General features: G+C 70.2%; 15 protein-coding genes. 7 read left to right on the top strand and 8 right to left on the bottom strand.

Features of this window, described 5'->3' with window-relative positions; translation table 11 throughout:
• The 5 genes from P3T35_RS04650 to P3T35_RS04630 all read right to left on the bottom strand — a co-directional run bounded on the left by P3T35_RS04650 (position 1) and on the right by P3T35_RS04630 (position 5,177).
• The gene (locus P3T35_RS04650; protein ID WP_101384978.1) at positions 1–969 is read right to left on the bottom strand and encodes an NAD-dependent epimerase/dehydratase family protein; all 969 of its coding nucleotides are present in this window, start codon (positions 967–969) and stop codon (positions 1–3) included.
• Positions 970–1,182: 213 nt separating this feature from the next.
• A complete protein-coding gene (locus tag P3T35_RS04645; protein ID WP_101380107.1) occupies positions 1,183–1,776 on the bottom strand; it encodes a hypothetical protein in 594 nt (197 codons plus the stop codon).
• Between the two features lie 94 nt (positions 1,777–1,870).
• A complete protein-coding gene (locus P3T35_RS04640) occupies positions 1,871–2,779 on the bottom strand; it encodes an SGNH/GDSL hydrolase family protein (RefSeq protein ID WP_101380108.1) in 909 nt (302 codons plus the stop codon).
• Positions 2,776–3,927, bottom strand: coding sequence for a glycosyltransferase (locus P3T35_RS04635; protein WP_101380109.1), 1,152 nt, complete (start codon positions 3,925–3,927; stop codon positions 2,776–2,778). Before P3T35_RS04635 ends, P3T35_RS04640 begins: the two co-directional genes overlap by 4 nt.
• Positions 3,924–5,177 (bottom strand): glycosyltransferase family 1 protein, encoded by a 1,254-nt coding sequence (locus P3T35_RS04630; RefSeq protein WP_101380110.1) that lies wholly within the window; start codon positions 5,175–5,177, stop codon positions 3,924–3,926. The genes P3T35_RS04635 and P3T35_RS04630 overlap by 4 nt, the downstream gene beginning before the upstream one ends.
• Before the next feature lie 262 nt (positions 5,178–5,439).
• Here P3T35_RS04630 and P3T35_RS04625 point away from each other — a divergent pair, with 262 nt between their 5' ends.
• Entirely contained in the window at positions 5,440–8,271 is a 2,832-nt protein-coding gene (locus P3T35_RS04625) for a penicillin acylase family protein (protein WP_101380111.1), read from the top strand.
• 93 nt (positions 8,272–8,364) lie between these two features.
• The gene (locus P3T35_RS04620; protein ID WP_101380112.1) at positions 8,365–8,880 is read left to right on the top strand and encodes a DUF899 family protein; all 516 of its coding nucleotides are present in this window, start codon (positions 8,365–8,367) and stop codon (positions 8,878–8,880) included.
• A 348-nt stretch (positions 8,881–9,228) separates the two neighbouring features.
• Here P3T35_RS04620 and P3T35_RS04615 read toward each other — a convergent pair whose 3' ends face one another.
• Positions 9,229–9,432 (bottom strand): DUF397 domain-containing protein, encoded by a 204-nt coding sequence (locus tag P3T35_RS04615; RefSeq protein ID WP_101380113.1) that lies wholly within the window; start codon positions 9,430–9,432, stop codon positions 9,229–9,231.
• Positions 9,425–10,258: a helix-turn-helix transcriptional regulator gene (locus P3T35_RS04610; RefSeq protein WP_101380114.1), complete on the bottom strand. Its 834-nt coding sequence runs from the start codon at positions 10,256–10,258 to the stop codon at positions 9,425–9,427. Before P3T35_RS04610 ends, P3T35_RS04615 begins: the two co-directional genes overlap by 8 nt.
• 925 nt (positions 10,259–11,183) lie before the next feature.
• Here P3T35_RS04610 and P3T35_RS04605 point away from each other — a divergent pair.
• From P3T35_RS04605 to P3T35_RS04585, 5 genes are all read left to right on the top strand, one after another.
• A complete protein-coding gene (locus tag P3T35_RS04605) occupies positions 11,184–11,429 on the top strand; it encodes a hypothetical protein (protein WP_101380116.1) in 246 nt (81 codons plus the stop codon).
• 82 nt (positions 11,430–11,511) lie between these two features.
• Positions 11,512–11,634: a hypothetical protein gene (locus tag P3T35_RS04600; protein ID WP_280704296.1), complete on the top strand. Its 123-nt coding sequence runs from the start codon at positions 11,512–11,514 to the stop codon at positions 11,632–11,634.
• A 5-nt stretch (positions 11,635–11,639) separates the two neighbouring features.
• Positions 11,640–11,768 (top strand): hypothetical protein, encoded by a 129-nt coding sequence (locus P3T35_RS04595; RefSeq protein WP_280704294.1) that lies wholly within the window; start codon positions 11,640–11,642, stop codon positions 11,766–11,768.
• Positions 11,769–11,911: 143 nt separating this feature from the next.
• Entirely contained in the window at positions 11,912–12,127 is a 216-nt protein-coding gene (locus P3T35_RS04590) for a DUF397 domain-containing protein (RefSeq protein WP_101380117.1), read from the top strand.
• A 402-nt stretch (positions 12,128–12,529) separates the two neighbouring features.
• A complete protein-coding gene (locus P3T35_RS04585) occupies positions 12,530–13,000 on the top strand; it encodes a hypothetical protein (protein ID WP_101380118.1) in 471 nt (156 codons plus the stop codon).
• Positions 13,001–13,885: 885 nt separating this feature from the next.
• Here the strand turns inward: P3T35_RS04585 and P3T35_RS04580 are convergent.
• On the bottom strand, positions 13,886–14,668 hold the full coding sequence (locus tag P3T35_RS04580; protein ID WP_101380120.1) for a GntR family transcriptional regulator: 783 nt from the start codon (positions 14,666–14,668) through the stop codon (positions 13,886–13,888).
• Positions 14,669–14,723: the final 55 nt, after the last annotated feature.

Genomic DNA, 14,723 nt, shown 5'->3' with positions numbered 1-14,723 from the left:
TCAGCCTGCCAGTTCGCTCAGCAGGCGCTGCTCCTCCTGCGCGCCGAGTCCCTCGCCGTCGGCGGCCGGGCCGCCCCGGGCGGTGTCCCAGGCGAGGGTGTCGGCCAGGGTCTGTGCGAGCGGCCGCAGGGCCAGGCCGGCGGCGAGCGCCCGCGAGACGTCCACCTGGTTGATGGCGGCGCAGTCCGGGTCGGCGATCCACATCGGGACCCCCATCCAGGGGTCGACCCCCGCGGCGAGCAGCCGGTCGCTCGGGATCCACACCGGCTCGGCGGCCGACCGCGTGACGGCACGGCAGGCCTCGAAGAACGCACCGAACGGCATGGACCGGCCAGTGGTGTTGTAGACGCCGCCGAGCCCTGCTCGTGCGCACCCGAGGATCCAGTCGGCGAGGTCGCGGACGTCGATGAACTGGGCGGCGTCCGACGGATCGCCGGGGAGCAGGACCCGGCCGCCGCGGGCGAAGCGGCGGGGCCAGTAGACGAAGCGGTCCGTGGGGTCGTGTGGGCCGACGATCATGCCGGGGCGGACGATCGTGGCCTGCTGCCCGAAGGCGTCGAGCACCACCCGCTCGCAGGCGGCCTTGCGTGCCCCGTACTCCTCGTGGGGCGGCAGGTCCTCGCGCAGCCGGAGCACCTCGCCGTCCTCGTTCTGCGGGGTGCTCTGGTCGGCCAGGACGGAGAGGGACGAGACGAAGACGTACCGGCCCACCCGGCCCTGGAGTGCGCCGACGGACTTGGCCACCACCCGGGGGTCGTAGCCGGCGACGTCGACGACGGCGTCCCAGCGGCCGTCGGTCAGGGCGGCGAGGTCTTCGGTGCGGTCGCCGATGACGGTCCGGACCTCGGGGAACAGGCCCGGGTCGGTGCGGCCCCGGTTGAACAGGGTCACCTGGTGGCCGCCGCCGAGCGCGGCCTCGACGATGGCGCGGCCCAGGAAGCGGGTGCCGCCGAGGACAAGGAGGTTCATCGGTTGAGCGGTGTTGCTGTGCACGGTCTGCGACTCCGGAATTCATTGTCGTGGCCCGGGCCGCGGCGGCATGGCGCCGGTGCGCTCTGCTCAGTCGGCGACCCGGATGAGGGCATGGCGAAGCTCGCTCACGGCACCCATAACCCTCACCTCCTCACTCGACGACGACGGCGGCGAGCCTACCGGTGAGAGCCCGGATTGCCCAGGCCACGGCTACGCCGCCGTCACCACGTGCCGCAGCACCTCCAGATCCATCGGCGTCAGCTGGACGTTGACGGCATCGCCGATCCACACGGTGCTGGTGGCCTTCAGCGAGCGTGCGATTGCCGTGCGGGGGATGTTCTCCAGCTCGGTCAGCTCGTACGGTGTCGGGATCGTCTGGACCGCCATGCCCTGACGCCACCTCAACACGGGCTGCCCGCCGCTCGGGGCCTCGAACAGCAGCGTGCCAAGTGCCGGGCGTAGACCGTCGATCCGCACCGCCCGCGCGTACAGCACCGTTCCGTCGGCCAGGGCGGCGATGTCGGCCCGCGCCGACCGCGCCGGGATGGCTCCGAGGGCGACCAGCAGTCGGTCCACCCGCCGCCGCATCATCGCCGAGGTGGGCTGCGCACCCGCCACCCGCTGCTGCATCCGGCGAGGCAGCGCCGCCATCACGATGCTCAGAACCAGCAGGCCGGTGACGAACTCGACGAGCGTCAGCAGCAGTCGGCCGCCGTCGCCAAGGCCGAAGACGTTCCCCACCAGGGTCCCCACGACCAGCAGCGCGAGGACGGCGGCGTAGCCCGCGACGATCAGCAGTCTCACAGCAACGGCTCCCATTCAGTTGTTCACTGCCAGGTCGGCAACCGAGATCGTAGACGGGTGCACCCACTTCGACCACAGCTGGCCCGCCTCTTGATCACTCCATCCCCCTGCCGCCTGCCGGCCCGACCGTCGCCATCGCCGCCCGGGCCGCCGCTTCGGCGCGGGCGTCCAACTCGGCGCCCCGACCGCGGAGTTGCTGCACGGTTTCGGCGGCCGCCAGGGCCAGCAGGCCGGGCAGCAGGTCGACGCTGCGCCGCGCCAGCCACGCTGTTCCCCGGGTGGCCAGCCACCACAGGTCGGCGCAGCGGCCGGGGGCCGGCGGGGCCAGCACCGCGGCGGGTGGCGGGCCCACCGGGTGACCGGCGGCGGCGAGGCAGGCATGGAACTCGCGGGCGATCAGGAGGTGCCCGGCGGGGCTGGGGTGCAGGCGGTCGGCGCTGAGCAGCGGCCGGTCGCGCAGCCAGGGCAGCTCGGCCAGGTGCAGATGGATCGCGTCATGGCGGCGGGAGAGCTCGTGCACCACGGTGTTGACGGCCGCCATCCGGCGGGCGAGCGGGCGGGCCAGCGGTCCGGGCAGCCCGAGCAGTCGGCCCGGGTCGGGCAGGCAGGCGGTGAGCAACACCGATCCGGCGGCGGCGAGTTCGCGCAGTGCGGTGTCGAGGTCGGCGGCGGTGCGGGCGATGTCGAAGTCGGCCCGCAGGGTGTCGTTGCCGCCCGCCACCACCGCCACCAGATGCGGCCGCATGGCCAGCGCGGCGGGGAGTTGCCGGCTGACCAGGTCGGCGCTGCGGGCGCCGCTGACCGCCAGGTTGCGGTGCAGTACGTGGGCCGGGTCGGCCGCCAATGCGGGTGCCAGCAGCGCCGGCCAGCCCCGCCAGCCGGGCGTGGCCGGGCCGGCCGGGGCGCCGACCCCCTCGGTGACCGAGTCGCCCAGGGCGGCGAAGCGGACGATCTCGGCCGGGGCGTCCGCGATCGCGGGCGCGGAGTGGGTGGGTGCGATCATGTCATGCTCCCGACGCTGCGTGCTCTGCTCCGTTCGTGGATGGCCAGGAACGCCGCGACCGCCGCGTCCCAGCTGTACTGCTCGGCCCGGGCCCGGGCCGCGGCACGCCGCCGGCCCTCGGGGCGGGCCAGCAACTCCCGTACCGCTGCGGCGAATCCGGGTCCGGTGTCGGCGGCCACCGCGCCCGCGTCGGCCACGATGCCGGGCAGCGCCGAGGAGCGGCTGACCGCTACCGGGGTGCCGCAGGCCAGCGCCTCCAGCGCGGCCAGCCCGAAGGTCTCGATCGGCCCGGGCGCCAGCACCACATCGGCCGAGGCCAACAGGGCGCTGAGCTCGGCCCGTTCGGCGATGTGGCCGAGGAACCGCACCGGCAGCCCCTCGCGCCCGGCGCGCCGTTGCAGCCGTTCCCGCAGCGGGCCGGTGCCGGCCACCACCAGGACGGCGTCCAGTCCGGTGCGGCGCAGCTCGGCCAGCGCGTCCAGCGCCCGTCCCGGCCGCTTCTCCGCCGAGAGCCGCGAGCAGAGCATCAGCATGGTCTGACGTTCCGTCACATAGCGCTGCCGCACGGCCTGGTCGTGCCGCCATGGGTGCAGTCGGTCCAGATCCACGCCGAGCGGCGCCTGCACCAGGTGCTGGACGCCGAGTCGACGGAACTCGTCGGCGGCCCAGTCGGTGGTGCAGATCACGGTGTCATAGGCGCGCGCGGTGCGGGAGTTGAGCCGGTCGGCGAGCGCCCGGGCGGCGGGCTCGGGCAAGCCCCGGGTGCGGAGCAGGCCGGTGGCGCTCTCGTGCGAGACCATCGCCGCGGGCACCCCGTTGCGCCGGGCCCAACTGCCGGTCCAGCGCAACGTGGTGCGGTCGGAGACCTCCAGTCGATCGGGGGCCAGCCGGTGCAGCAGCCGGGCGACGGCCATCCGGTCGGTGAGCAGCCGGTAGCCGCCGCTGGCCGGCAGCACCGGGCCAGGGAGGGTCACCACCCGGCCCTGTTCGGTGAGTTCGTCGCGGTGCTCGGGGCCGGGCACCACCAGCACCGGCTCGTGCCCGGCGGCCAGGTAGCCGGCGCCGAGGTGGCGCAGCGCGGTGCGCAGCCCGCCGGACACCGGGGTGACGAAGTTGGCCAGCCGGACGATGCGCAGCGAGGAGCTCATACCGCCTGCTCCTCGACGGGAGCCGGGTGCTCGACCGGAGCGACCGGAGCGGGGAGCTCCTCGACGGGCTGCGCGGGAGCCGGCGGCACCGCGTCGTAGCGCACCGGCGTGCCGTGGTGCTCCGCCACCGCCTCCGCGTAGTGCCGCAGCAGCAGGTCCCCCATCGCCTCCCAGGTGCGGGCGGTGACGTCGCCCCGGCCGGCTTGCCCGTAGGCGGCACGGCGCTGCGGGTCGGCGGCGAGTTCGGCGACCGCCTCGGTGACGGCGCGCTGGTCGCGCGGGGCGACCAGCAGGCCGGTGCGGCGGTGCCCGATCAGGTCGAGCGGCCCGCCGGCGGCCGGGCCGACCACCGCGACGCCGCTGGCCATCGCCTCCTGGATGGTCTGGCAGAAGGTCTCCAGCGGACCGGTGTGCACGAACAGGTCGAAGCTGGCGTAGCAGCGGGCCAGTTCCTCGCCGGTGCGCCGACCCAGGAACACGGCGCCGGGCAGCAGTTCGCGCAGCGCGCCGGCGCTCGGCCCGTCGCCGATCACCACCAGCCGGACACCGGGCAGGGCGGCCACTCCGGCGAGCAGGTCGACCCGCTTCTCCGGGGCCAGCCGGCCGACGTAGCCGACCAGCACCTCGCCGCCGGGGGCGAGCGCCCGGCGCAGCGCCTGGTCGCGGTGGCGGGGGTGGAAGCGCAGCGAGTCGACGCCGCGCGGCCACAGGTGGACGCGCGGGACGCCGTGCGCGGTGAGGTCCTGGGCGGCGGGGGTGGACGGCGCCAGGGTGCGGGTGGCGGCCCGGTGGATGGTGCGGATCCGCTGCCAGGCGGCCGCTGCGCCGAGACCGCCGCCGATCCGGTACGCCTGGGCGTAGCCGGCCAGGTCGGTCTGGTAGACGGCCACGCTGGGCAGGCCGAGCCGGGTGGCCTGGGCGATGCCTCGGGCGCCGAGGATGAACGGGCTGGCCAGGTGGACCAGGTCGGGCCGGTGGGCGGCCAGTGCCGCGCCCAGCCGGGAGCTGGGCAGGGCGAGCCGCACCTGCGGATAGCCGGGCAGTGGGACGGAGGGGATCCGCACCACCGGCAGGTCGGCGGCCCCGGGGCCGAAGGTGTGCTCCGGGCTGCTGGAGCCGCGGGCCGGGGCCGGGGTGATGACCAGGGGCTGGTGGCCGCGCCGCACCAGGTGCTCGGCGGTGCGCAGCACGCTGTGGGCGACGCCGTTGACTTCCGGCGGAAAGGACTCGGTGACGATGGCGACTCGCATGCCTTGGTTGTTGCCGCCCTGGACGTGCGCTGGGCCAAAGGGATCTGTCGAACAGGCGAACTGCTGCCAGCGCTTTATCTCTCCCTTACAACCGGCAGGCTTCACCCCCACCGCGTCCGGCGCCGCCCCGACCCTCGAAGTCGTCAAGACATGACAAATAATCACACTGAATCCGCGCACAGCGGCTAGGCACCGAACAGAATCCGACTTACCGTCAGGTTTCCTTTCCTGCACAGCGAGGAGCCTGATCGTGCCCCCACGCATGCCCTTGCGGATCCGGCGACCACACGCCGGTGCCCGTCGCTCCACCGGGATCAGAACCGCGCTCGCCGCCACCCTGGCCGCCGCTCTGCTGGCGGCCGTGCCGGGCGCCGTGACCGCCCAGGCCGCAACCGGCCACGCCACGACCGGCCGGGCCGCCGCCAACGACTACTGCGCCGGACAGTGCAACGACATCCTGCCGCCCGGCGAGAACGGCAACGCCACCCTTGCCGACATCCTCGCCAACAAGGTGTTCGGCACCAAACCGGCCCACACCGACGACCAGCTCGGTCCCTACTCCGCGCTCGCGTCCAGCTACCCCGGCCTCACCAACGACCAGTTGAACAACTTCTTCAACGACTCCTCGTTCGGCATCCCGGCCGGCCAGGTGACCAGCACCAGCAACCCGCGCCCGGACGTCACCATCCTGCGCGACAAGGTCGGCGTGCCGCACATCACCGGAACGACCAGGTACGGCACCGAGTTCGGTGCCGGCTACGCGGCCGCCCAGGACCGGCTCTGGGTGATGGACCTGTTCCGGCACGTCGGCCGGGGCGAGCTGTCCGGCTTCGCCGGCGGCGCGGCCGCCAACCGGCAGCTGGAGCAGAGCTTCTGGCAGGCCGCGCCCTACACCGAGGACGAACTCCAGGCGCAGATCGACGTGTTGGCCAACCAGAACGCCCGCACCAAGCAGGCCCTCACCGACGCCCAGGCCTATGTCGACGGGATCAACCAGTACATCAACGAGTCCTACAGCGGCCGCTACTTCCCGGGCGAGTACGACCTGACCGGGCAGGTCAACGCCATCACCAACGCCGGCTCGATCCAGCCGTTCAAGCTGACCGACCTGGTCGCACTGGCCTCGGTGATCGGCGCGCTGTTCGGCTCCGGCGGCGGCGGCGAACTGCAGTCGGCCGCAGTCAAGCAGGCCGCCGAGGCCCGCTACGGCACCGCGCTCGGCGACCAGTTGTGGCTCTCGCTGCGCGAGGCCAACGACCCGGAGGCGGTCACCACCCTGCACAACGGCCAGTCGTTCCCGTACGCGCTGCCGCCGAACAACCCGCAGGGCACGGCAATGCCGGACCCCGGCTCGGTGGTGCCCGAGCAACTGATCTACAACGCCACCGGATCGGCCACCAGCAGCACCACGGCCGCCCCCGGCGTGCTGCCCGGCAATCTGCTGACGGCCAAGCACGGCATGTCCAACGCCCTCGTGGTGTCCGGCAAGTACACCGCCAGCGGACATCCCGTGGCGGTCTTCGGCCCGCAGACCGGCTACTTCGCGCCGCAGCTGCTGATGCTGGAGGAGCTGCAGGGCCCGGGGATCAGCGCCCGCGGTGCCGCCTTCGCCGGGCTGAGCTTCTACGTCGAGCTGGGCCGCGGCCAGGACTACGCGTGGAGCGCCACCTCGGCCGGGCAGGACATCACCGACACCTACGCCGTGCCGCTCTGCACCACCGACGGCTCCCCGGTGACGCCGGCCGCCGAGTCCTACCTCTACCACGGGGTCTGCACCCCGTTCGACAAGCTGGTGCAGAACGACTCCTGGTCGCCGACCACCGCCGACTCCACCCCGGCCGGCTCCTATTCACTGGTGATGTACCGCTCCGACTACGGCCTGGTGACGGCCCGCGGCACGGTCGGCGGGCAGCCGGTGGCGTTCACCTCGCTGCGTTCCAGCTACAAGCACGAGGTGGACTCGATCGTCGGGTTCCAGATGCTCAACGACCCGTCCGTGGTGCAGGGCCCCGCCGGCTTCCAGCAGGCGGTGCAGAACATCAACTACACCTTCAACTGGTTCTACGCCGACTCCCAGCACACCGCCTACTACAACTCCGGGAACAACCCGGTGCGGGCGCCCGGAGTCGACCCGGGCCTGCCGGTCATGGCCCAACCCGCCTACGAGTGGCAGGGGTTCGACCCGGCCACCAACACCGCCCAGTACACCCCGCCGTCCCAGCACCCGCAGTCCGTCGACCAGGACTACTACGTCTCGTGGAACAACAAGCAGGCCGCGGACTACGGTTCGGCCGGCTTCGGTGACGGCTCGGTGCACCGGGCCAATCTGCTGGACTCCCGGGTCAAGGCGCTGGTCGCCAAGGGCGGGGTGACCCGGGCCTCGCTCACCCAGGCGATGGAGGACGCCGCGGTCACCGACCTGCGCGGCGAGGACGTGCTGCCCGAGCTGCTCCAGGTGATCGGCAGCGCTCCGGTGACCGACCCCCAGCTCGCATCGGTCGTCCAGGAGTTGACCTCCTGGCAGGCGTCCGGCAGCAAACGGGTGGAGACCTCCGCGGGCAGCCACGCCTACACCGACGCCACCGCGATCCAGGTGCTGGACGCCTGGTGGCCGCTGCTCGCCGACGGCGTCATGCACCCCGGCCTCGGCGACCAGGCCTACACCGCGCTGACCGGTGCCCTGCAGATCAACGAGTCGCCCTCGGGCGGGCAGACCGGGTCCACCAACGGCTCGGTGAGCGCCAACGAGTCGATCCCGCACAAGGGTTCGTCGTTCCAGTACGGCTGGTGGAGCTACCTGGACAAGGACCTGCGCTCGGTACTCGGTCACCCGGTGGCCGGTCCGCTGGCTCAGCAGTTCTGCGGCGGCGGGCAGTTGGCGGCCTGCCGGACGGTGCTGCTGAACACCCTGCAGCAGGCCGCCGCCGAGAGCGCGTCCCAGGTCTACCCGGGCGACGGCAACTGCTCGGCCGGTGACCAGTGGTGCGCCGACGCGATCATCCAGCGCCCGCTGGGCGGGATCACCGACGCCACCACCACCTGGCAGAACCGGCCGACCTACCAGCAGGTGGTGGAGTTCCCGAGCCACCGCTGAGCCATCGGACGGGTGGTGCGGGGGCCGCGCCCCGCACCACCCGTCCGGCACACCCCGGTTGCCCGGCCCACCGCCCCGGCCGACGCTGGCCGCATGTCCTCTGTCTCGCCGTTCCACCCGTATGCCACCCGGTTGCCCAACGAGAGCCCCGAGTACGCCGGGGCGCGCGAACAACTGCAGCGCGCCGAGATCGAGTTGATGCGGCAGCGGGAGGGTGCCGCGGAGCGGCGGCGGGCCCTGCCACCCGGTCCGGCGGTGACCGACTACATCTTCCTGGAGGGCCCGGCCTCTCTCGACCAGGGCGACCTGCCGGTCCGTCCGGTCCAGCTGTCCTCGCTCTTCACCGAGCCCGGACGTCCCCTGCTGGTCTACCAGTTCATGTACGGCAAGAAGCAGGTCGACCCCTGCCCGATGTGCACCTTGTGGATCGACGGCTTCAACGGCGTGGTCGGCCATGTGCAGCGCCGGGCCGACTTCGTGGTGATCGCCGCCGCCGACCCTGAGCAGCTGCGCGAGCACGCCCGGCGGCGGCGCTGGGACCGGCTGCGGCTGCTCAGCTGCGGCGCCAGCTCGTTCAAGTACGACCTCGGTTACTTCCTCTATACATGATACCCCGTCGATCCAGCGTCAACCGGCCGGTCTCGATAAGTCCCCTGGTCAACCGCGAGTTTGATGCCCAGCCGCATGCGGTGCGCGCGGGCGCGCGGAGGCGGGGGAAGGTTTGGGCGGTGTCCTGCCGGTGGTGGGGTCGGGCATGGCCGGGGGGCCGTAAGCTGCTGCGACTCGGTCAGGGCTTCTGGGCCTGACCGCAATTTGGCCGAGTGGCCCCCCGGTCTTGCTCGACTCGGGTTCCGCCAGCGGTAGGTGCGTAAAGCTTCCCTCGCCGGCCCCGGCTACAAGGCGGCAGCCCCCGACGGATGAGCATCGTCGGGGGCTGTCGACACGGGAGTGTGGTAATCAGGCGTTCGGGAAGGATCCTGCCTTGACGGCGCCCACGAATGCCCGCCATGCGTCCGCCGGGACCACCAGGGCACCTCCCTCGGGGTCCTTCGAGTCCCGCACGGGCATGACGCCGGGGAAGCCATCGGCCACCTCGACACACGTGCCACCGTTGCCGGAGTAGCTGCTCTTGCGCCAGCTGGCGCCAGACAGATCAACCATGTTCAAGGTCCTCTCTTACCTGTTGGATCAGGCCCAGCGAAGCAGCTTGGGGGTGTGCCTCGACCTGAAGTTGATCATAGTCACCGCCCCATTGGTGGAGTGTGTCAAGATCCTTCTCTACAAAGCCGCGTTGCAGGGTCTCCGTGTACCCAAGAGTCCCACGTCCGGGCATGGTCAGGAGGGTGACGGGGTGCGCCAGTGGGTGAGTTGCCCCGATCGAGTTGGGCGCTACCTGAATCGTCGTCTTGGGGCGCTTGAACATCTCCTCGATCTTGCGGAACTGGTCGATCATCACCTTGGGTCCGCCGATGGTTCGTTGAAGACAGCTCTCATCCATGATCACATGAAGGGTCACCAGGGGGATCTTCGTCAGCAATTGCTGCCTCTCCATGAGGAAGCTGACCCGTGCGTCTGCCTGCTCTTGCGTGATCTTGCCGCGTAGCACGTTCCCCGACTCCAGGGCGGCCGCATAGCTAGCGGTCTGTAAGAGTCCCGGAATTCGCCGGTCTTCGTACACGCGTAGCGCCTCGGCCGAAGCTTCCTCCGCCGTGTACGCAGGGAAGCCATCCATGAAGGGATTTCCCTTGATGGCTCGCCAGAGGATTTGGAACACCATGCCTGTGCCGAACAGACGATCGCACTTGATCGAGAACGCCTTGCTAGGTGACTTGACGGCTGTTTCTACGCCAGAGACGTGGCCGCCGGTGCACTCCAAGTACTCTCCGAGCTGATCTTGAGTCCATCCCCTTTCCTCCCGTGACCTGCGCAGCTGGGCCCCGAAGGCAGCGCGCGGGGAAGCGGCAGGGTTGAGTTTCTTGATATTCATACTGCCTCTCTCAACTCACGTTGATCTTTCGGATAGTTGCATGAGTTCCCGACAGTCGAGATGGTAGTCCCCCTTCGGTAGTCAGTCGGCTACTCAGGGAAAAGCCAATGCGGGCACTTCCGAGAGGAGCGGCGCTGTGGCGAGACAGGCGGACTCACCGCTGTACCGGAGCAAGCGCACGGCGACCCGAGCCGATTTCGAGGCGATGCGCCTTGAGTACCTCGCTGGCGAGGCGTTGCGGCAGGGTCGGAACTTCCAGTACGGGCCGCCGGCAGACTGTCAGTGCCCTCGATGCAGGGAGCCGGGGAATGACTCAACCCCCGCCCACTGATGCTGAGTTCGTGCCGTCGCCGGTCTCGTTGCCGCCGCCCTACATGTGGCAGCTCGGCCGGTGCGTCTGCTGCGACCGTCCGACCCTGGTAGCTCCTGGTCCCCAGATCACCAGGGATGACGGGCAGGTGGTCACGCTGCCGTTCTGTCAGGTCGGTTACGAGCGCGCAGCGAGGTACGCCCGCAAGGTAGAGATTCGCGCCCAAGTCCGGAGCGGCAGGGACATAGCGTGAGCTGGATTGAGTGGGGTGACAACTCCGTTGCGGTGCTTGACATTTCACCGCTCACGCTCGCTCGTGCGGACCCTGTGCTCAGAGGCAGCGCGCGCCAGTTCTCGGCCGAGGAAATGGTGCGTCTGCACGTGGAGGAAGGGCTGTCTGTAACCCAAATCGCTGCCCGTTTGGGTTGCACGGGCCCACTGGTGAGCCTGCGTCTCGCCGAAGCCGGGGCCCGTCGTCGGCGGCAGTAGCCGACCCGCTAAGCCCCCGTGCTGGCCCGGTAGGGCTACCCAAGGCCAGCACGGGCCCTGGTCTCGTCCGTCGGCGCGCGCACGTCGGCGGGCGGGACCATCCAACTCCCTTGAGAGGAAAGCGCTATGAGCACCCTCAGTGCGATCCGAGCCGAGCTGTACGCCAACGGCACAGAACTCCACGCGATGGCCAACCGCCACGCGAGCACGGCCGAGCTGGACGCGAAGCTCAGCATCATGAAGTTCCTGCACGAGTCCGCCGTGAACCAGCTGCGCGGGACGTCCGGGCAGTCCGCCAACATGGCGGCCGTCCGCAGGCTGCGCCGAACCCCGGCCACCCAGGGAACCGGGCACCTGTCCGCCGTCGCCTGATGGCCAACCCCGAGCCCCGCGTCGTCAACGTCAACGTTGTTCCCGCCGTGGGCTTCGAGCTGGAGATCGAAGGGGCCGATGAGTGCCCGTTCATCACCGAGGACGACGGACGCGAGCACTGGAACGGGCGGTGGCTTACGAGGTGCGCAAGGCGCTGAACATCCCCGAGGACGTGCCGCTCACGCTCAACATCAAACAGGAGTAACACCCTTGAAGCGCAAGCTCAACGCTGCGATTGCCGTCCTTCGAAGCTACGGCAACCCGAGTTGCCCGATCTGCTTCGGGTCGGGCGTCAAGATCATGCCCAACGGCAAACAGATGATCTGTACCGGCAGCTGAGCTCCATCCCCAAAGACCCCCGCCCCGGGACGGGCTCGATCACAGTGCTCGGTCGGATCCCCGGACGCCGGGGCGGGTCCTGAAAGTGCACAACGGCACAGGGGTATCCCCGTGCTGGCAATCTACGAGAAGGGATCAACGCAATGAGCAAGCGTCCCGAGACCGAGTTCGAGTTCGTCACCGTGGCTGCCTGCCAGAACACGGTGCGCAAGTCGTGCCCGCAGGTGGCGGTGAACGTCTCCGGCGTGGTCGCCTTGCGAGACAGCGAGCGGCCCGATGAGATCGTCACCATGAGCCCGGAGTCCTGGGCGACGTTCACGGCCGCCGTGAAGGCCGGGGAGTTCGACCTGAGCGCGTAGGAGTGCCATGGACTGTCCGCTGTGTGATCAACCCATCGCGTTCGACCCGGAAGCCAAGCAAGGATTCTGCTTTCGGTGCAACGAGTGGATCACTGCCTACCCGGATCAGCCGGACCCGAACCGGTACACCCTAAAGGGTCGTCCGTACCGGCCACGGATCCACAGGCCGGATGATCCGCCCGGCAGTCACAGCGGGCAGTCCACACCAGCGTGACCCCGTAGACCGGCCCCGATCGCGCGTCGATCATGACGCACGGGCGGGGCTTCGGCGGTAGCGCCAAAGCTGACGGCTAGACAGATCAGGACCATCCGTCTACCGTTCGAACCCATAACAGAAGATGGACCCCGGCGGGTGCTGGTAACACCCCCGGGGCATGGCCGAAGCCACTGGAGGGCTCCGACATGACACACCCTATCGCCTGGGCGTTTGCCTGGGCTATCTGCCTCTTGGCTGCCTGGGCGCTGGCCTGGGCCATCTCGGCAGTGCCGGATCGGCCTGTCGAACTCGAACCGATCCGCGTGCAGCTTGGCGTGCGTCAGCCTGGCTCGTGGCAGCCGCCGGCTTCCGGGTCGTGGGAAGTGCTGACGGCGATTCCGCCGCATGTGGTGGAGCGGGCTAAGCCCCTCGCAGGGGAAGACAACGCGCTGGTCCGTGGTCGCTATGGGCGCCTCGTGGAGGATCGGGAGGCTCTGCGGCTGGCACCGGTTCAGCCTTGTGCCGCTCCCGGTCAGGTGGTTCCGCTGTGGGTGGCGTTCGGGGAGGCGCAGCAACAGGCGGTGCGGCGGCGGGCGTTGGAGGTGGTGGCGGCTGGTTGGCCGGATCCGGGGTACACGTATCCGGGTGCACAGTGCATGCCTGGGGCGGTGGCGTGATGATCGACAGGCCTGCGTGTGTGCGGTGCTACGAGCGCCCGTTGATCCCGGTCCGCGTCGGCAGCCTTCCGATGGTGACCGGCGTTGCCCGACCTGTGTGGGCGTGCCTGGCGTGTGCTGGCGCGGTGAGGCGCTTGCTGCTGGGCAGGTAGTAGCGGCTTGAAGTGGCGGCCCGATCACCCTTGTTGTGGGTGGTCGGGCTGTTTCGTTGTGGGGCGGTGGTGATTGTGGGTGGTTTGTTGACGGTGACACGGCGGTTGCGTGTTTGTCGCTGCTTTGTGTGATGCTGCGACTACAGTACTGGTCGCGCACCGGGTGTCGGGGGCGGCCCGTGCGGATCTTGAGTGTGTTGCTCATCGGGTGCGGCCGAGGGGGAAGGCATGGACGACTGGGATAGAGACGATGCTCCGGCATATGACGGGGGCATGAACTGGTTGGGCGGCGGCCCGAAGCTGCCGGGCGTCGACTATGCGGGGGCGTGGCTGGAGGCGAGACAGGCGGTCTCAGCGTTGAACGCGGTGCTCGGTCGGCTTGGCCTGGTGGGCGATGAGGTCGTGCGGGCACAGGCCGGTTGGGCGGACGACGGGAGCGGGGTCGTTTGTCTACGAGGGACAGCCGCGGGAGCGCGGAGACTGGCAACGCTGCTTGAGCGGTTCGCTGACTCGAACGACGGGGGCGACTCGGCCTGATACTGCGCGTGGCAGTGGGGCCTGACTGCCGTTCGGTGGTGTCGTGCTCGGGGCTGGTGGTGTTCGCGTGGGGCGGCCTGGCGCCCGGCCGGGACCGGCCGCCAGGCCGCATGCCCGGCCGGGGCGCAAGGGCCGCCCGGCGGCGCGAACGCGCCGCCGCTCTTGAGTACGTAAAGACATCTTCCAGACTGCGCAGTCAGAAACCGCCGGTCACGGCGCGGTGGGTGTAGGTGAGGTGCACCCCGGTGGCGCCGAATGTCAGGGTTTCCAGCATCAGGCGCTTGGCGGCGTCTTGGGTCTGGGTGACGCGCTGGGTGATGAGAACGGGCGTGCCGTCGGGGACGTGAAGCGCGGCGTTCTCGTCGGGGTTGGGCATGCGGGCCGTGATGCCCTCGCGGAACTCGATCGGGCCGTGAGCGGCGGTGAGTGCGGCGTAGGCCTGGCGGGGGCGAACGTCGGGGTCGGCGGCGAGGGGGGTGCCGATGATGCGCTCCATGGGCAGCAGCATGGCGTGTCGGGTGCGTGCCCCGCTGGGCTTGTGGGTGATCATCCGGTCGACGAGGTAGGCGGCTTCGCCTTCCTCGGTGCGAAGGATTGCGGCGGAGGGTTCGTCCACGCGGACCGTGTAGATAGTGGGCTTCTCATCGAACTGCCAGCAGTCCGGACCGCCGAATGTGCCGTCCTCGTGCTCGAAGACGGTGCGCTCGATGTAGACGGGCTCGGGTTCGTGGCGGGGCTCGCGGACGAAGGTTCCGCGTCCCTGCTCGACGGACAGTAGGCCTTCGTTGCGCAGGGCGGCGACGGCTTGGCGGATGGTGGCGCGCGAGACGTCGTACAGGACGGTGAGTTGGTCCTCGGTGGGGATCTTCTCGCCTGGCTTCCATCGGCCGCGTGCGATGGAGCGTCGCATCTCATGGGCGACCTGCTGATGCAGGGTCTTTGGTCGCACTGCCATGTGGTGTCCGTCCCTTCGGGTCATGCTGGCCTGTCTGGGCCCGGTCTCATTGGAACGTTTTTTCGATCATCTTATGCCT

This window comes from Kitasatospora sp. GP30, from assembly GCF_029892145.1.
Taxonomy (GTDB): Bacteria; Actinomycetota; Actinomycetes; order Streptomycetales; family Streptomycetaceae; genus Kitasatospora; species Kitasatospora acidiphila.
This window is presented reverse-complemented; position numbering and strand designations above follow the sequence as displayed.